Annotated in this window: 14 protein-coding genes and 1 pseudogene; 11 read left to right on the forward strand and 4 right to left on the reverse strand. The window is 56.0% G+C overall.

Translation table 11 applies throughout. The features are described from left to right. Positions 1–43: 43 nt before the first annotated feature. Positions 44–1,246 carry an acetate kinase gene (gene ackA / locus H7K56_RS11750; RefSeq protein ID WP_021509203.1) on the reverse strand — a complete coding sequence of 401 codons (1,203 nt, stop codon included), beginning with the start codon at positions 1,244–1,246 and terminating at the stop codon, positions 44–46. A gap of 339 nt (positions 1,247–1,585) precedes the next feature. Between ackA and yfbV the strand changes: the two genes are divergently transcribed. From yfbV to H7K56_RS11765, 3 genes are all read left to right on the forward strand, one after another. After that, positions 1,586–2,038 carry a terminus macrodomain insulation protein YfbV gene (gene yfbV, locus H7K56_RS11755; RefSeq protein ID WP_021509204.1) on the forward strand — a complete coding sequence of 151 codons (453 nt, stop codon included), beginning with the start codon at positions 1,586–1,588 and terminating at the stop codon, positions 2,036–2,038. Positions 2,039–2,188: 150 nt separating this feature from the next. Beyond that, complete coding sequence (locus H7K56_RS11760; protein ID WP_150361338.1) at positions 2,189–2,683, forward strand: YfbU family protein; 495 nt, start codon at positions 2,189–2,191, stop codon at positions 2,681–2,683. Between the two features lie 14 nt (positions 2,684–2,697). Beyond that, positions 2,698–3,357: a sugar phosphatase gene (locus H7K56_RS11765; RefSeq protein ID WP_150361336.1), complete on the forward strand. Its 660-nt coding sequence runs from the start codon at positions 2,698–2,700 to the stop codon at positions 3,355–3,357. 25 nt (positions 3,358–3,382) lie between these two features. Here H7K56_RS11765 and yfbR read toward each other — a convergent pair whose 3' ends face one another. Together yfbR and H7K56_RS11775 are read right to left on the reverse strand one after the other, a co-directional pair. Next, positions 3,383–3,982, reverse strand: a complete 600-nt coding sequence (gene yfbR, locus H7K56_RS11770; protein ID WP_021509207.1) for a 5'-deoxynucleotidase — start codon at positions 3,980–3,982, stop codon at positions 3,383–3,385. A 70-nt stretch (positions 3,983–4,052) separates the two neighbouring features. Further along, positions 4,053–5,270, reverse strand: a complete 1,218-nt coding sequence (locus H7K56_RS11775; RefSeq protein ID WP_150361334.1) for a pyridoxal phosphate-dependent aminotransferase — start codon at positions 5,268–5,270, stop codon at positions 4,053–4,055. 965 nt (positions 5,271–6,235) lie between these two features. Between H7K56_RS11775 and lrhA the strand changes: the two genes are divergently transcribed. Next, positions 6,236–7,159 (forward strand): transcriptional regulator LrhA, encoded by a 924-nt coding sequence (gene lrhA / locus H7K56_RS11780; protein ID WP_021509211.1) that lies wholly within the window; start codon positions 6,236–6,238, stop codon positions 7,157–7,159. 48 nt (positions 7,160–7,207) lie between these two features. On the opposite strand, the gene H7K56_RS23395 is transcribed toward lrhA, so the two are convergent. Then, the gene (locus H7K56_RS23395) at positions 7,208–7,342 is read right to left on the reverse strand and encodes a hypothetical protein (protein WP_259395400.1); all 135 of its coding nucleotides are present in this window, start codon (positions 7,340–7,342) and stop codon (positions 7,208–7,210) included. A 477-nt stretch (positions 7,343–7,819) separates the two neighbouring features. Here H7K56_RS23395 and H7K56_RS11785 point away from each other — a divergent pair, with 477 nt between their 5' ends. From H7K56_RS11785 to nuoH, 7 genes and pseudogenes are all read left to right on the forward strand, one after another. Then, positions 7,820–8,263 (forward strand): NADH-quinone oxidoreductase subunit A, encoded by a 444-nt coding sequence (locus H7K56_RS11785; protein ID WP_021509213.1) that lies wholly within the window; start codon positions 7,820–7,822, stop codon positions 8,261–8,263. 15 nt (positions 8,264–8,278) lie between these two features. Then, complete coding sequence (locus H7K56_RS11790; RefSeq protein ID WP_021509214.1) at positions 8,279–8,956, forward strand: NuoB/complex I 20 kDa subunit family protein; 678 nt, start codon at positions 8,279–8,281, stop codon at positions 8,954–8,956. Between the two features lie 116 nt (positions 8,957–9,072). Next, on the forward strand, positions 9,073–10,872 hold the full coding sequence (gene nuoC / locus H7K56_RS11795) for an NADH-quinone oxidoreductase subunit C/D (RefSeq protein WP_031280036.1): 1,800 nt from the start codon (positions 9,073–9,075) through the stop codon (positions 10,870–10,872). Further along, positions 10,847–11,390: pseudogene (nuoE, locus tag H7K56_RS11800) on the forward strand (NADH-quinone oxidoreductase subunit NuoE). The gene nuoC and the pseudogene nuoE overlap by 26 nt, the downstream one beginning before the upstream one ends. A 2-nt stretch (positions 11,391–11,392) precedes the next feature. After that, a complete protein-coding gene (gene nuoF, locus H7K56_RS11805) occupies positions 11,393–12,733 on the forward strand; it encodes an NADH-quinone oxidoreductase subunit NuoF (RefSeq protein ID WP_182689024.1) in 1,341 nt (446 codons plus the stop codon). A gap of 100 nt (positions 12,734–12,833) precedes the next feature. After that, positions 12,834–15,557: an NADH-quinone oxidoreductase subunit NuoG gene (gene nuoG / locus H7K56_RS11810; RefSeq protein WP_150361331.1), complete on the forward strand. Its 2,724-nt coding sequence runs from the start codon at positions 12,834–12,836 to the stop codon at positions 15,555–15,557. After that, a complete protein-coding gene (gene nuoH / locus H7K56_RS11815; protein WP_021509219.1) occupies positions 15,554–16,531 on the forward strand; it encodes an NADH-quinone oxidoreductase subunit NuoH in 978 nt (325 codons plus the stop codon). The genes nuoG and nuoH overlap by 4 nt, the downstream gene beginning before the upstream one ends. The last annotated feature ends 10 nt before the right edge of the window (positions 16,532–16,541 follow it).

Here is a 16,541-nt window from a genome sequence, read left to right on the forward strand (position 1 = left end):
TGTCAAAAACAACACCGTCAGCCGAAGCTGACGGAGAGAAACATTACGCGGTGAGGCGCGCGGCGTCCTGGGCGATGACCCACTCTTCATTGGTTGGAATCACCACCGCCGGGCGGGTACCCTCTTTATTGATGAAGCCGGATTTGCCGAAGCGTGCAGCCAGGTTGCGCTCGTGGTCAACCTCGAAGCCAAGCAGACCCAGTTTGTCCAGCGCCAGCTCACGCACCATCGCCGCGTTTTCACCGATACCGCCGGTAAACACCACCGCATCCAGACGGCCTTCCATCAGCGCGGTGTAGCTGCCGATGTACTTCGCCAGGCGGTGACAGAACACATCCATCGCGCGTTTGGCATCGTCTTTGGTGGCGTAGTTATCTTCCACGTAACGGCAGTCGCTGGTGACTTCGGTCAGGCCGAGCAGGCCGGACTCTTTGGTCAGCAGTTTGTTGATCGCATCCACGCTCATGCCCAGCGTATCGTGCAGGAAGAAGACGATAGCCGGATCGATGTCACCGCTGCGGGTGCCCATCACCAGACCTTCCAGCGGCGTCAGACCCATTGAGGTATCCACGCACTGGCCGTTACGGATGGCCGCCACAGAACCGCCGTTGCCGAGATGGCAGGTGATGATGTTCAGCTCGCTGACCGGCTTGTTCAGCATTTTGGCGGCTTCCTGCGTCACATAGTAGTGACTGGTGCCGTGCGCGCCGTAGCGGCGCACGCCGTGCTCTTTATACAGGTTGTACGGCAGGGCATAGAGATAGGACTCTTCCGGCATAGTCTGATGGAAGGCGGTGTCGAAAACGGCGACATTTTTATCCGACAGGTGCGGGAAGTTTTTCATCGCTTCGTCGATACCGATCAGGTGCGCCGGATTGTGCAGTGGCGCGAAGGATGACGCGTCTTTGATGCCCTGAATGACGGACTCGTCAATCACCACCGATTGCGTCAACTGCTCGCCGCCGTGAACGATACGATGGCCGATTGCAGCGATTTGTGCCGAAAGCTCTGGTTTTTGTGCCAGAATAGTTTTAACGATGAAGTTCAGCGCTTCGCTGTGCGCTGCGCCCGCGCCGAGCGGGGCTTCCTGTTTGCTGCCGTCCAGTTTCCACTTGATGCGCGCTTCCGGCAGGTGGAAACACTCCGCCAGACCGGAAAGGTATTCGTCACCGCTGGCTGGATTGAGAATGGCAAACTTAAGAGAGGAGCTGCCGCAGTTGAGGACCAGTACTAACTTCGTCGACATGGAAGTACCTATTTTGTCAAATAGTGGCTAAAAATAACGCAATCAGACTAACAGCGTAGCCTATGAAAGCTGGTAGATTAATGATTAACATCATGCGCTAGTCAAAAAAGAAACGACACGCAAAAAATTTCGGTAATTTTACGCAGATTTTTGAAATCCACGAAGCGAAACATGGCTCCAGCGCGCTCTTTTATTGCGCTGCGGCTTCCGGTAATGTTGCAAAAACGGCGTCAGAATACCCACTGTGACCCGCAAAGACAAAAACTTTTGAAGGATGTCACGTAAAGTTGTGTAGTTATAAAATTTTTTTAAATATTGCAGTAATAGTTGAGGTCTACCATGGCGAATGACGCAGGCAATCCAGGCTGGTTCGGCTTATTTCAGCGCGGCCAGCACTACATGAAAACCTGGCCCGCCGACAAACGTCTGGCGCCGGTGTTTCCTGAGAACCGTGTGGTGACGGCAACCCGCTTTGCGATTCGCTTTATGCCACCGCTGGCCATTTTTACGCTGACGTGGCAAATCGCGCTTGGCGGGCAGCTCGGCCCGGCCATTGCCACAGCGCTGTTTGCCTGTAGCCTGCCAATGCAGGGATTATGGTGGCTGGGTAAACGTTCCGTCACGCCGCTGCCGCCAACGCTGCTGCACTGGTTCCATGAAGTGCGCGCCAAACTGGAAGAGGCCGGACAGGCCATCGCCCCCGTCGACGGCAAGCCGACTTACCAGGCGCTGGCGGATGTGCTCAAGCGTGCTTTTAAGCAGCTCGACCGTACTTTCCTCGACGATCTTTGATCAAATGGCGCTTTTCTCTGCCAGAGAATTTGCGCCCAATCCCGGTTCAAATCAAAGAATAGTGATGCGGACATACACGCATCGCTTTCGTTGTGTAATCATTTCTGCATTGTTTAAATCTTAAGCGGCCCTGCGGCCCGGGAGTAAACCATGGAAATGACCCATGCACAGCGACTGATTCTTTCTAATCAATACCAGATAATGGCGATGCTTGAGCCGGATAACGCCGAGCGCTATCGCCGCTATCAGACCATTATTGAACGCGGCTATGGACTGCAATTGCGCGAGCTGGACAAAGAGTTCGGCGAGCTGAGCGAGGCGACCTGCCGTACGCTGATCGACATTATGGAAATGCATCATGCGCTGCATGTTTCCTGGTCCAATCACAAAGCGCCGTGCAACATTGAAGAGCGTCGCCTGGCGTTTCTCGGCTTCGACGCGGCCACCGAAGCGCGTTACCTCGGCTATGTGCGCTTTATGGTTAACGTGGAAGGGCGCTATACCCATTTCGATTCCGGCACCCACGGCTTCAATGCGCAAACCCCGATGTGGGAAAAATACCAACGCATGCTGGCGGTGTGGCACACTTGTCCGCGTCAGTATCACCTCAGCGAGAATGAGATCGCGCAAATCCTCAATGCCTGAATAAGGAGCAACGTGTGAAGTACAGGGGTTTTCTGTTTGATTTAGACGGGACGCTGGTGGATTCACTGCCGGCCGTGAATCGCGCCTGGTCAAGCTGGGGCGCGCGCCACGGCCTGGCCGCGCAGCAGGTGCTGGACTACATTCACGGCAAACCGGCGATCAACTCGCTGCGCCACTTTATGGCGGGCCAGTCTGAAGCAGCGATCCAGGCTGAATTTCGCTGGCTGGAGCAGCTGGAAGCAGAAGACACGGCAGGCGTGCAGGCGATTGCCGGTGCACACGCGTTGCTGGCTACCCTGAACGCACTCGACATTCCCTGGGCGATTGTGACCTCGGGATCGATCCCGGTGGCGCATGCCCGTCACAAAGCGGCCGGTTTACCGCTGCCGGAGGTGTTTATTACCGCCGAGGACATTAAATTCGGTAAGCCCAATCCTGAACCTTATTTGCTGGGCGCTGAGCGGCTCGGGCTTTCTGCGCCAGAATGCGTGGTGGTGGAAGATGCCCCGGCGGGCATTATCGCCGGGCTGGAAGCGGGCAGCGCGGTGGTGGCGGTCAATCCGCCGGCCGATGCGCCACGCCTGAGTGAAGTGGCGCTGCAGGTGGAAAATCTGCAGCCGCTGCACATCAGTAAACAGCTGGACGGTTACTTCAGCGTGACGCTCCGCGCCTGAAACAGCCCACGCTGAGCGGCGCAGGTTACAGCGGCGTATCCTGGGAAATTTCATCCAGCGACAGGCTGAAGCTGGGGATGAAGACTTCAACGAAGTAATCCATCTCCGGCGATCGCCGCTGCGCCAGCGTCTTCTCCAGACGGGCTTTGGCCAGCAGAAACTCGTTGTTGCCGGCCGACAGTTCTTCAAGGCACTTGAGGTAGGCGCACAGCGCATCAGCCTGTTTTACCACCGCCTGCTCGCTCTCGCTATGCAGGTGCTCATCCAGCAGCGGACGATACGCGTCCTGCAACTCAGGTGGCAGCATCTCAATCAGCTTGTGCTGCGCAATCTTTTCGATCTTCTTGTATTCATGGGCAATCTGCGCGTTGTAGTACTTCACCGGCGTGGGCAGATCGCCGGTCAGCACTTCGCTGGCATCGTGATACAGCGCCAGCATGGCGATGCGATCGGCATTCAGATTGCCGTTAAATTTTTTGTTTTTAATGATGGCCAGCGCGTGCGCCACCATGGCGACCTGCAGACTGTGCTCGGAGACATTTTCCGTGCGCACATTGCGCATCAGCGGCCAGCGGTTGATGAGTTTCAGGCGGGAGAGGTGGGCGAAAAAGTGGCTACGGGTCATGGACGGTTCCTGTTGCACGGCGGGGAGCTTGTGCGGCTCCCCGAAAGTCAAACAGTATACGCGTCACAGATTACTGGCGATAGCCTTGCAGGAAGCGACCAAACTTGTTGATGGCCATCTCGAGGTCGTCCACGCGCGGCAGGGTAACGATGCGCACGTGATCCGGCCACGGCCAGTTAAAGGCGGTGCCCTGCACCAGCAGCACTTTTTCCTGCAGCAGGAAATCCAGCACCATTTTCTGGTCGTCCATGATGTTGAATTTCTTCGCATCGATGCGCGGGAACATATAGAGCGCGCCCTGCGGCTTCACGCAGCTGACGCCGGGAATATCGTTGATCAGTTCCCAGGCGCGCTGGCGCTGCTCGAACAGCCGTCCACCCGGCGCGATAAACTCGCTGATGCTTTGATAGCCGCCCAGCGCAGTCTGAATGGCATGCTGCGCTGGCACGTTAGCGCACAGACGCATCGAGGCCAGCATCTCCAGACCTTCGATATAGCCTTTGGCGTGCTTCTTCGGTCCGTTCAGTACCATCCAGCCCTGGCGGAAACCGGCCACGCGGTAGGTTTTGGACAGCCCGTTGAAGGTCACGGTCAGCAGATCCGGTGCCAGCGCGGCAATCGAATGATGCTGGGCTTCGTCATACAGAATCTTGTCGTAGATCTCGTCGGCGAAGATGATCAGGTTATGCTGGCGGGCGATCTCCACGATCTCCAGCAGCAGCTCTTTGCTGTACACCGCACCGGTCGGGTTGTTGGGGTTGATGATCACGATCCCGCGGGTACGCGGTGAGATTTTGCTGCGGATATCATCCAGATCCGGGAACCAGCCCGCGGATTCGTCGCACAGATAGTGCACCGCTTTGCCGCTCGACAGCGAAACCGCCGCCGTCCACAGCGGATAATCTGGCGCGGGCACCAGCATCTCATCGCCGCTATTGAGCAGCGCCTGCATCGCCTGCACGATCAGTTCAGACACACCGTTGCCAATATAGATATCTTCTACCGTAACGTCGCGCATGTCGCGCGCCTGGTAGTGCTGCATGATGGCTTTACGTGCTGAATAGAGACCTTTCGAGTCGCAATAGCCTTGCGCGCTCGGTAGGTTACGAATCACGTCTACCAGGATTTCATCAGGGGCTTCAAAACCAAACGGGGCAGGGTTGCCGATGTTGAGTTTGAGAACTTTGTTGCCTTCTTCTTCGAGACGTTTAGCTTCTTTCAGTACCGGGCCACGAATGTCGTAACAGACATTTTCCAGCTTGCCGGATTTATCAATTTGAAAATTCATCGTTACCGCCTTAATGGGCAGAGTCCTTTTAACCTGCCACTAAAATCAAACCTGCTCAATTTACTCCTCTCACCGTAACAAAAGAAGGGCAGCGCTGGGTTTTGGCGCGATAGCCAAGCTTTGCCGGATTCAGTGGCGTGAAACGCATTTTTAACTATTAAAACTGGTTTAATTATCTATTAAAATGGCAGGAGTCAACATTAAATGCTTGCGCTGATCGGGTCGCCTGTAAACCGGGATATCCAGCCGCGCGCCGCGCCATTCAGCAATTTTTCATTTAACTGCGGTCTGAGGAATGGTTAGCGACTTGATGAAATAGTTAAAGGAATCTTGTTAGATGCCGAAAAAATGTGCAGCAATGATTAAGCACTATCTGGCATGAGGCGATGACGACGGTTATTTGCTTTGCCAGGCGGTTGAAACCAGGCCCCGTCAGCCGGGGATAAAACCGCGTGGCAGCGGCTTAAATAGCATTTACGCTGTCACTTTAACGCTTATCATTCAGTTTAAGAACCAGGCGGGTTAAAAAATCAGCAGCGTTGTGGCAGGATGTGCCGGAAATGGCTTTTGGTCAAAAATTACGATGTTTTGAACAAAAACATTTCCATTTATAGCGTAAAAATGATTAAGTATAATTTATTATTTGATGCACTTTATCGCTTCGCATCAGCATAACAAGATGTTATTCCTTTTTGCCCCGCAAGACAGTTTGGCGGGAAACCAGGCAACTACACAGCTTCCAGCAACGTTCTACTGACGTCCCTGGCCCAGGAAGTTGTTCTGACTTTTACGACGCCATTGCCCGTTTTGCGGTGATGTGTTCGTCGGCATCCGCCTGACTCGATTTTTTCATGAGCGCCTTCACACAGGGCGATCATTAAGCACCATTACCACTTATCTCTTTGATAAGTATGGTAATACACCAGGGTAGTAGTTTCAAAAAATCTTATAAGTGAAGAAATAACATGACTAATGCAAATCGTCCGATACTGAATCTCGACCTCGATCTGCTGCGTACTTTTGTCGCCGTTGCTGACCTGAATACCTTTGCAGCCGCCGCTGCAGCAGTATGCAGAACGCAATCAGCCGTAAGCCAGCAGATGCAACGTCTGGAACAATTGGTAGGTAAAGAGCTGTTTGCCAGACATGGACGTAACAAATTGCTGACTGAGCATGGCATTCAGCTGCTTGGCTACGCCAGGAAGATCCTGCGTTTCAACGATGAAGCCTGCACTTCTTTAATGTACAGCAATATCCAGGGCGTGCTGACGATTGGCGCGTCTGACGATACCTCTGATACCATTCTGCCGTTTCTGCTTAATCGCGTAACGTCAGTGTATCCGAAACTGGCAATCGACGTCCGCGTGAAGCGTAATCCGTTTATGATGGAGATGCTGAACCAGGGCGAAGTGGATCTGGTGGTGACCACCTCCAGTCCGGGTAACTTCACCTACCAGGTGCTGCGCACCTCGCCAACGCTGTGGTACTGCGCGGCAGACTATATTTTCCAGCGCGGTGAAGCCATTCCGCTGGTGCTGCTGGATGAGCCAAGTCCGTACCGTGACATGGCGATCGATCATCTCAACGAAGCGGGTATCCCGTGGCGTATCTCCTACGTGGCTTCCACGCTGGCGGCGGTACGTGCGGCGGTAAAAGCGGGGCTGGGTGTCACCGCGCGTCCGGTTGAAATGATGAGCCCGGAGCTGCGCGTGATGGGGGCGGCAGAAGGCCTGCCGGTGCTGCCGGATACGCAATATCTGCTGTGCCGTAATCCGGACAGCGATAATGAGCTGGCACTGGCCATCTTCAACGCGATGCAGTCCACTAACGATCCTTACAATCTGAGCGCGAATCCGGACGGTACGCTGCTGCTGGATGATGAAGAGTAAGGTTGACCGTTACTGGTAATCCGGCACAACCGGCATGCCAGATAATTGTTAAAAGTTAGAGAAAAGAGCCTTAGCCTGACGAAAATCAGCTAAGGCTTTTTTTATGGCGGTTATTTCCGCTTTTTTAGCACGATTAGCACCTGATAATTTCACTAACTTCCTGAAAAGTGAAATGTGTTTCATTTTCATCCTGCGCGGAATTTATTTATCATTTCGTGCCAACTTTATCTCCGTCTTTCGTCAGACCGCCTGCCGGTTTTTCCAGCAAAAAACGTCAATATGTGTTCTGGATCAAAAAAATACCCCCGATAAGGGGGGGGAAATCCGCGCAAGACCTGTCAAACTATGATTGTTAAACGCACGATCCATGCATGTGAATACCCGCTACACTGAAATTAACCGTACAAACTGAAGCGATTTAGCTGGCGCTCAGGGGTGCATATGTTAATAATATGATGCGGGTGTAAATTAATGTTTGGATACTTTTGTCAAAGTTGACAAAAGGTTATAGAAAGGAGTAAAAAACCCCATAAAATTGCTGCTTAATTGATAAAGACAGCAAAGTTTATAAGGTTTTTTATCCTTCCCTTGAATCGATGTGGTGTGTTTGCTGCGACAGTGCAGGATGCCATCGCCACTTTTGATGAGTAAGCAAAGAGTATGTCAACAACCACAGAAGTCATCGCTCATCACTGGGCGTTTATTGTTTTCATTGTTATCGCGTTTGGCCTGTGTGCCTTTATGTTAACCGGAGGCTGGTTGTTAGGTGGACGTGCACGCGCGCGCCACAAAGACACGCCGTTTGAATCCGGTATCGAATCCGTCGGTGATACCCATATCCGCCTCTCGGCAAAATTCTATCTGGTTGCGATGTTTTTCGTCATTTTCGACGTCGAAGCCCTCTATCTATACGCATGGTCGACCTCCATTCGCGAAAGCGGCTGGGTCGGCTTTGTCGAAGCCGCAATTTTCATTTTGGTGCTCCTGGCAGGCCTGGTTTATCTGGTGCGCATCGGTGCGCTGGATTGGGCGCCTGCGCGTCGTCGCGTAGTCGTCAAATCGAGCCCGGTCAGCCACAGTCACACCAACCCTCATAAGCAGTAAAAGCGAGGCAATAAGATGGACTACACGCTGACACGCGTAGACCCGAACGGGGGCGATAACGACCGTTATCCCCTGCAGAAACAGGAGATTGTTACCGATCCTCTGGAGCAGCACGTTCATCGCAGCGTCTATATGGGCAAGCTCGAACACGCCCTGCATGACATGGTGAACTGGGGTCGTAAAAACTCTCTCTGGCCGTATAACTTCGGCCTTTCCTGTTGCTACGTGGAAATGACCACGTCATTCACCGCAGTACATGATGTGGCGCGTTTCGGTGCGGAAGTAATGCGCGCCTCGCCACGTCAGGCTGACTTTATGGTGATCGCCGGTACGCCGTTTACCAAAATGGCGCCGGTGATTCAGCGTTTGTATGATCAGATGCTGGAACCAAAATGGGTGATTTCGATGGGGGCCTGCGCCAATTCCGGCGGCATGTATGACATCTATTCGGTGGTGCAGGGTGTGGATAAATTCCTGCCGGTTGATGTGTATATCCCGGGTTGTCCGCCACGTCCGGAAGCTTACATGCAGGCGTTGCTGCTGCTGCGTGAGTCCATCGGCAAAGAACGTCGTCCGCTCTCGTGGGTGGTTGGCGATCAGGGCGTGTATCGCGCCAATATGCAGTCTGAGCGTGAAAGAAAGCGTGGTGAGCGTATTGCCGTCACCAACCTGAGAACCCCAGACGAAGTTTAAGCACCCCGTACACGGATGGAGCCACGGCCGCAGCAGATAATGACAACGTAGTGTGTGCCGCCATCCTGACGCCTTCTTTTGAGTGCCTGATTACAGGCCGGAATGGTGAGTAACGTATGACAGATTTAACCACGCAAGATCTCGCTCAGCCTGCATGGCAAACCCGGGATCACCTGGATGATCCGGTGATCGGCGAGCTGCGTAACCGTTTTGGGCCGGATGCCTTTACCGTTCAGGCCACCCGCACCGGCATTCCGGTCGTTTGGGTGAAGCGTGAACAGCTACTGGAAATCATTGAATTCCTGCGTAAGCTGCCGAAGCCGTACGTCATGCTCTATGACCTGCACGGTTTCGATGAGCGTTTACGTACCCACCGCGCCGGTCTGCCCGCCGCGGATTTTTCCGTTTTCTATCACCTGCTGTCGATTGAACGCAACCGCGACATCATGCTCAAGGTGGCGCTGTCTGAAAACGATCTGAATGTGCCCACCATCACCAAAATTTTCGCTAACGCCAACTGGTATGAGCGCGAAACCTGGGAGATGTTTGGTATCACCTTCAACGGCCACCCGCACCTGACGCGCATCATGATGCCGCAGACCTGGGAAGGGCACCCGCTGCGTAAAGACTACCCGGCGCGCGCCACCGAGTTCGATCCTTTCACGCTGACTAAGCAGAAAGAAGATCTGGAGATGGAGTCACTGACCTTCAAGCCGGAAGACTGGGGCATGAAGCGTGGCACCACCAATGAGGACTTCATGTTCCTCAACCTCGGTCCGAACCACCCTTCAGCGCACGGTGCGTTCCGCATCATTCTGCAGCTGGATGGCGAAGAGATCGTCGACTGCGTGCCGGACGTGGGTTACCACCATCGCGGCGCGGAGAAGATGGGCGAGCGTCAGTCGTGGCACAGCTATATTCCGTATACCGACCGTATCGAGTACCTCGGCGGTTGCGTAAACGAAATGCCTTACGTGCTGGCGGTGGAAAAGCTGGCAGGCATCACCGTACCGGATCGCGTGAATGTAATTCGCGTGATGCTGTCAGAGCTGTTCCGTATCAACAGCCACCTGCTGTACATCTCCACCTTTATTCAGGACGTCGGTGCCATGACGCCGGTGTTCTTTGCCTTTACCGACCGTCAGAAAATTTATGACGTGGTGGAAGCGATCACCGGTTTCCGTATGCACCCGGCGTGGTTCCGCATCGGCGGTGTGGCGCACGATCTGCCGAAAGGCTGGGAACGTCTGCTGCGCGAGTTCCTCGACTGGATGCCGAAGCGTCTGAAAGAGTACGACAAAGCTGCGCTGCGCAACACCGTGCTGATGGGCCGTTCGCAGGGCGTGGCCGCTTATAACATGGACGAAGCGCTGGCGTGGGGCACCACCGGTGCCGGTCTGCGTGCCACCGGTCTGGACTTCGACGTGCGTAAATGGCGTCCCTACTCCGGCTATGAAAACTTCGACTTCGAGGTGCCGGTCGGTGCCGGTATCAGCGACGCTTACACCCGCGTGCAGCTGAAGATGGAAGAGATGTGGCAGTCGCTGCGTATCCTTGAGCAGTGCCTGAAGAACATGCCGGAAGGTCCGTTCAAGGCCGATCATCCGCTGACCACGCCGCCACCGAAAGAGCGCACGCTGCAGCACATTGAAACCCTGATCACGCACTTCCTGCAGGTTTCGTGGGGCCCGGTAATGCCGGCCAACGAATCGTTCCAGATGATTGAAGCGACGAAAGGGATCAACAGCTACTACCTGACCAGCGATGGCAGCACCATGAGCTACCGCACCCGCGTGCGTACGCCGAGCTTCCCGCATCTGCAGCAGATCCCTTCGGTGATCCGCGGCAGCCTGGTATCCGACCTGATCGTGTACCTCGGTAGTATCGATTTTGTTATGTCAGACGTGGACCGCTAATTATGCACGATCAAAAAATTGCCATTCAAACCATCGACCCGACTGAGGTCTTTGTGCTGAGCGAGGCCGAGCACCACGCTATTGAGCATGAAAAACATCACTATGAAGATGCGCGCGCGGCGTCGATTGAAGCGCTGAAGATCGTGCAGAAGCAGCGCGGCTGGGTGCCGGACGGTGCCATCAACGCGATTGCTGAGGTACTGGGCATTCCGGCCAGCGACGTTGAAGGTGTGGCGACGTTTTACAGCCAGATCTACCGTACGCCGGTTGGCCGCCACGTGATTCGCTACTGCGACAGCGTGGTGTGCCACATCACCGGTTACCAGGGCATTCAGGCGGCGCTGGAGCAAAACCTGAACATTAAGCCGGGACAAACCACGCCGGATGGCCGCTTTACGCTGCTGCCAACCTGCTGCCTCGGCAACTGTGACAAAGGCCCGACCATGATGGTGGATGAAGATACCCACGTTCACCTGACGCCGGAAGGCATCGCCAACCTGCTGGAGCAGTATCAATGACCATTAAACAGATCATTCGTACTGCGGAGACCCATCCGCTGACCTGGCGTCTGCGTGACGACAAACAGCCAGTATGGTTCGATGAATACCGCAGTAGAAACGGCTACGTTGGCGCCGATAAAGCGCTGAAGGGCATGAGCCAGGACGAGATCGTCGCCGCGGTGAAGGATTCCGGCCTGAAAGGGCGCGGCGGTGCGGGCTTCAGCACCGGTCTGAAGTGGAGCCTGATGCCCAAAGATGAATCCATGAACATCCGTTACCTGCTGTGTAACGCCGATGAGATGGAACCAGGCACTTATAAAGACCGCCTGCTGATGGAGCAGTTGCCGCACCAGCTGGTGGAAGGCATGCTGATCAGTGCGTTTGCGCTGAAAGCCTACCGTGGCTATATCTTCCTGCGCGGTGAATACATCGAAGCCGCGGAAAACCTGCGTCGAGCCATCGCCGAAGCCACTGCCGCGGGCTATCTCGGTAAAAACATTCTTGGTACCGGCTTCGATTTCGAACTGTTTGTTCACACCGGTGCCGGCCGCTATATCTGCGGCGAAGAGACCGCGCTGATCAATTCGCTGGAAGGGCGCCGGGCTAACCCGCGTTCCAAGCCGCCGTTCCCGGCCAGTGCCGGCGTCTGGGGCAAACCGACCTGCGTCAACAACGTTGAGACGCTGTCGAACGTGCCGGCAATCTTCCTGAATGGCGTGGAGTGGTACAAAAACATCTCCAGCAGCGAAGACACTGGCACCAAGATGATGGGCTTCTCCGGCCGGGTGAAAAATCCGGGCGTGTGGGAGCTGCCGTTTGGTACCACTGCGCGTGAAATCCTCGAGGATTATGCCGGCGGAATGCGCGATGGCCTGAAGTTCAAAGCCTGGCAGCCGGGCGGAGCCGGTACCGACTTCCTGACCGAGCAGCACCTCGACCTGCCGATGGAATTTGCCAGCATCGGCAAAGCTGGCAGCCGTCTGGGTACCGCGCTGGCGATGGCGGTCGACCACGAAATCAATATGGTGTCGCTGGTACGCAACCTCGAAGAGTTCTTTGCGCGCGAGTCGTGCGGCTGGTGTACGCCGTGCCGTGACGGTCTGCCGTGGAGCGTGAAGATCCTGCGTGCACTGGAGCAGAAAAAAGGCCAGCCGGGGGATATCGAAACCCTGCTGCAGCTGTGCCGCCAGCTCGGTCCGGGCAAGACGTTCTGCGCCCACGCACCGGGTGCCGTTGAGCCACTGCAGAGCGCGATTAAATATTTCCGTGACGAGTTTGAAGCCGGCATTGCGCCGCAGGTGTTTGGCAATACCCGCGCCATTGGCGGGATTCAGCCTAACCTGCTGAAAGCGCGCTGGTAAGCCGCCGTCGTACACGGAATCGCCCGGGCCTGAGGCTGCGGGGCAGGAATTAGATGTTTAACGCTCGTCTGCGGACGAGCCTTACGGAAGCATGTTCACTATGGCTACAATCCATGTAGACGGTAAAGAATATGATGTGAACGGAGCGGACAACCTGCTGCAGGCGTGTCTGTCTCTGGGCCTTGATATTCCTTATTTTTGCTGGCATCCGGCGCTGGGAAGCGTGGGAGCCTGCCGCCAGTGCGCGGTAAAGCAATTCCAGAATGCCGAAGATACCCGTGGGCGCCTCGTCATGTCCTGCATGACGCCTGCGTCTGACGGCACCTTTATCTCCATCGACGATGGCGAAGCGAAAGAGTTTCGTGAAAGCGTGGTGGAGTGGCTGATGACCAACCACCCGCATGACTGTCCGGTGTGCGAAGAGGGCGGTAACTGTCACCTGCAGGATATGACGGTAATGACGGGACACAGCTTCCGTCGCTACCGTTTTACCAAGCGTACCCATCAGAATCAGGATCTCGGGCCGTTTATCTCGCATGAGATGAACCGCTGTATCGCCTGTTACCGCTGCGTGCGCTACTACAAAGATTACGCCGATGGCAAAGATCTTGGCGTGTACGGCGCGCATGACAACGTCTACTTTGGCCGTCCGGAAGATGGCACGCTGGAGAGCGAATTCTCCGGTAACCTGGTAGAAATCTGCCCGACCGGCGTGTTCACCGATAAAACCCACTCTGAACGCTATAACCGTAAGTGGGATATGCAGTTTGCGCCCAGCATCTGCCAGCAGTGCAGCGTGGGTTGTAACACCAGCCCGGGCGAGCGCTATGGCGAGCTGCGTCGTATCGAAAACCGCTACAACGGATCGGTGAACCACTACTTCCTGTGCGACCGTGGCCGTTTCGGCTATGGCTACGTAAACCGTAAAGATCGTCCGCGTCATCCGGAACAGCTGCGCGGTAGCGACCGCATCACGCTGAACGCAGAGCAGGCGGTTAATGCCGCCGCGGATATCCTGCGTCAGGCGAAGAAGGTGATCGGTATCGGTTCGCCACGCGCCAGTATCGAAAGCAACTTCGCGCTGCGCGAACTGGTGGGCGCAGAAAACTTCTCAACCGGTATGCCGGCAGCTGAGCAGGCGCGGGTTGAGCTGATGCTGAAAGTGCTGCAGCAGGGCGGCATCTACACGCCATCGCTGCGTGAAATTGAAAGCTATGACGCCGTGCTGGTGCTGGGTGAAGACCTGACTCAGGTCGGTGCCCGCGTGGCGCTGTCGGTGCGTCAGGCCGTTAAAGGCAAAGCACGCGAAATGGCCGCCGCTCAGAAAGTCGCGGACTGGCAGATCGCCGCCATCCTCAACATTGGTCAGCACGCCAAACATCCGCTGTTTGTCACTAACGTTGATGAAACCCGCCTCGATGATATCGCCGCGTGGAGCTATCGCGCACCGGTGGAAGATCAGGCACGCCTGGGCTTCGCCATCGCGCACGCGCTGGATGACAGCGCACCGGCGGTTAGCGACTTTGACAGCAGCCTGAACGGCAAGCTGGACGTGGTGGTACAGGCGCTGGCCGGCGCGAAAAAACCGCTGATCATTTCCGGCACCCACTCGGGCAGCACGGCAATGATTGAAGCGGCAGCCAACGTAGCTAAAGCGCTAAAAGCGCGCGGTGCCGACGTGGGTATCACCCTCCTCGCCGGCGCGGCCAACAGCTTTGGTCTCGGCCTGATGGGCGGCCAGTCGCTGGACAGCGCGCTGGAGCAGCTGGATAAAGGCGAAGCGGAAGCGCTGGTGGTGCTGGAGAACGATCTCTACCGTCACGCGCCGAAAGCCACCGTCGATGCGGCACTGCACAACACCGCGCACGTGATTGTGGTTGACCATCAACGTACCGCCACGCTGGAGAAAGCCGGTCTGGTGCTCTCCACCGCCAGCTTTGCCGAGAGCGACGGCACCTCCATCAACCATGAAGGTCGCGCCCAGCGCTTCTTCCAGGTTTACGATCCGGCCTATTACGACGATAGCGTGGTGATGCTGGAGAGCTGGCGCTGGCTGCATTCGCTGCACAGCGCTGTAGAGAGCCGCCAGATTGACTGGACGCAGCTCGATCACGTGATTGATGCCGCGATTGTGGCGCTGCCGCAGCTGAAAGGGATTAAGGACGCGGCGCCGGACGCCAGCTTCCGCATCCGTGGTCAGAAACTGGCGCGTTCACCGCATCGTGCCAGTGGCCGTACCGCCGCGCGCGCCAACATCAGCGTGCACGAACCGCGTCAGCCGCAGGATAAAGACACTATGTTTGCCTTCTCCATGGAAGGTAACAACCAGCCGTCGGCACCGCGTTCGCAGATTCCTTTTGCCTGGGCACCAGGCTGGAACTCACCGCAGGCGTGGAACAAGTTCCAGGCGGAAGTGGGCGGTAAACTGCGTCATGGCGATCCGGGCGTGCGTCTGTTTGAAGCCAGCGAAAGTGCACTGGACTGGTTCAGCCAGGTTCCGGCACGCTTCGTGGGCGGCAGTCAGTATCGCGTGGCACCTTACTATCAGCTGTTTGGTAGTGAAGAGATGACTCAGCGTTCGCCAACCTTCCAGAAACGCATGGCAGCGGCCACGCTGGTGATCAACCCGGCAGATGCTGAGAAGCTGGGCGTTAATAACGGTGCGTCCGTGGAGCTGGTTTGCGCCGGTGAAACGCTGCGTCTGCCGGTGCGCTTCTCTGCGGCACTGCAGGCGGGGCAGGTGGGTCTGCCGCTCGGCATGCCGGGTGTACCGCCGTTCCTCGCGGGTGCGCAAATTGACAAACTGCAGGAGGCAGCGCAATGAGCTGGCTGACACCGGACGTTATTGACATCATCCTGCAGGTGGTGAAAGCCATTGTGATCCTGTTGGTGGTGGTGGCCTGTGGTGCCTTCATGAGCTTTGCCGAGCGTCGTCTGCTCGGCCTGTGGCAGAACCGTTATGGACCGAACCGCGTAGGCTGGGGCGGCTCGCTGCAGCTGGCAGCGGACATGATCAAAATGTTCTTTAAAGAGGACTGGGTTCCGCCGTTTACCGATCGCTTCATCTTTACCCTGGCACCGGTCATCGCCTTCGTTTCGCTGCTGCTGGCGTTTGCGATTGTGCCGGTTTCGCCGAGCTGGATGGTCACCGATCTGAACATCGGTCTGCTGTTCTTCCTGATGATGGCGGGTCTGGCGGTATACGCCGTACTGTTCGCGGGCTGGTCGAGTAACAACAAATACTCGCTGCTCGGTGCAATGCGTGCCTCCGCGCAGACCCTGAGCTATGAAGTGTTCCTCGGCCTGTCACTGATGGGCGTGGTGGCGCAGGCGGGTTCCTTTAACCTGAACGCCATCGTTGAGAGCCAGACGCACCTGTGGAACATCATCCCGCAGTTCTTTGGCTTCGTGACCTTCTGTATTGCCGGTGTCGCGGTATGCCACCGTCATCCGTTTGACCAGCCGGAAGCGGAGCAGGAACTGGCCGACGGTTACCACATCGAATATGCCGGGATGAAGTTCGGCCTGTTCTTTGTCGGTGAGTACGTGGCCATTACTACCGTATCGGCGCTGATCGTCACCCTGTTCTTCGGTGGCTGGCACGGTCCGTTCCTGCCGCCGTTCATCTGGTTCGCCCTGAAAACGGCGTTCTTTATGGTGATGTTTATCCTGATTCGTGCTGCGCTGCCGCGTCCACGCTATGACCAGGTGCTGTCGTTCGGCTGGAAAGTATGTCTGCCGTTGACGTTATTGAACCTGCTGGCCACTGCCGCAGTGATTCTGTACAACGCGCAGTAAGGGGTTTTGA

Origin of the sequence: Pantoea dispersa, assembly GCF_014155765.1 — a bacterium.
GTDB lineage: Bacteria > Pseudomonadota > Gammaproteobacteria > Enterobacterales > Enterobacteriaceae > Pantoea > Pantoea dispersa.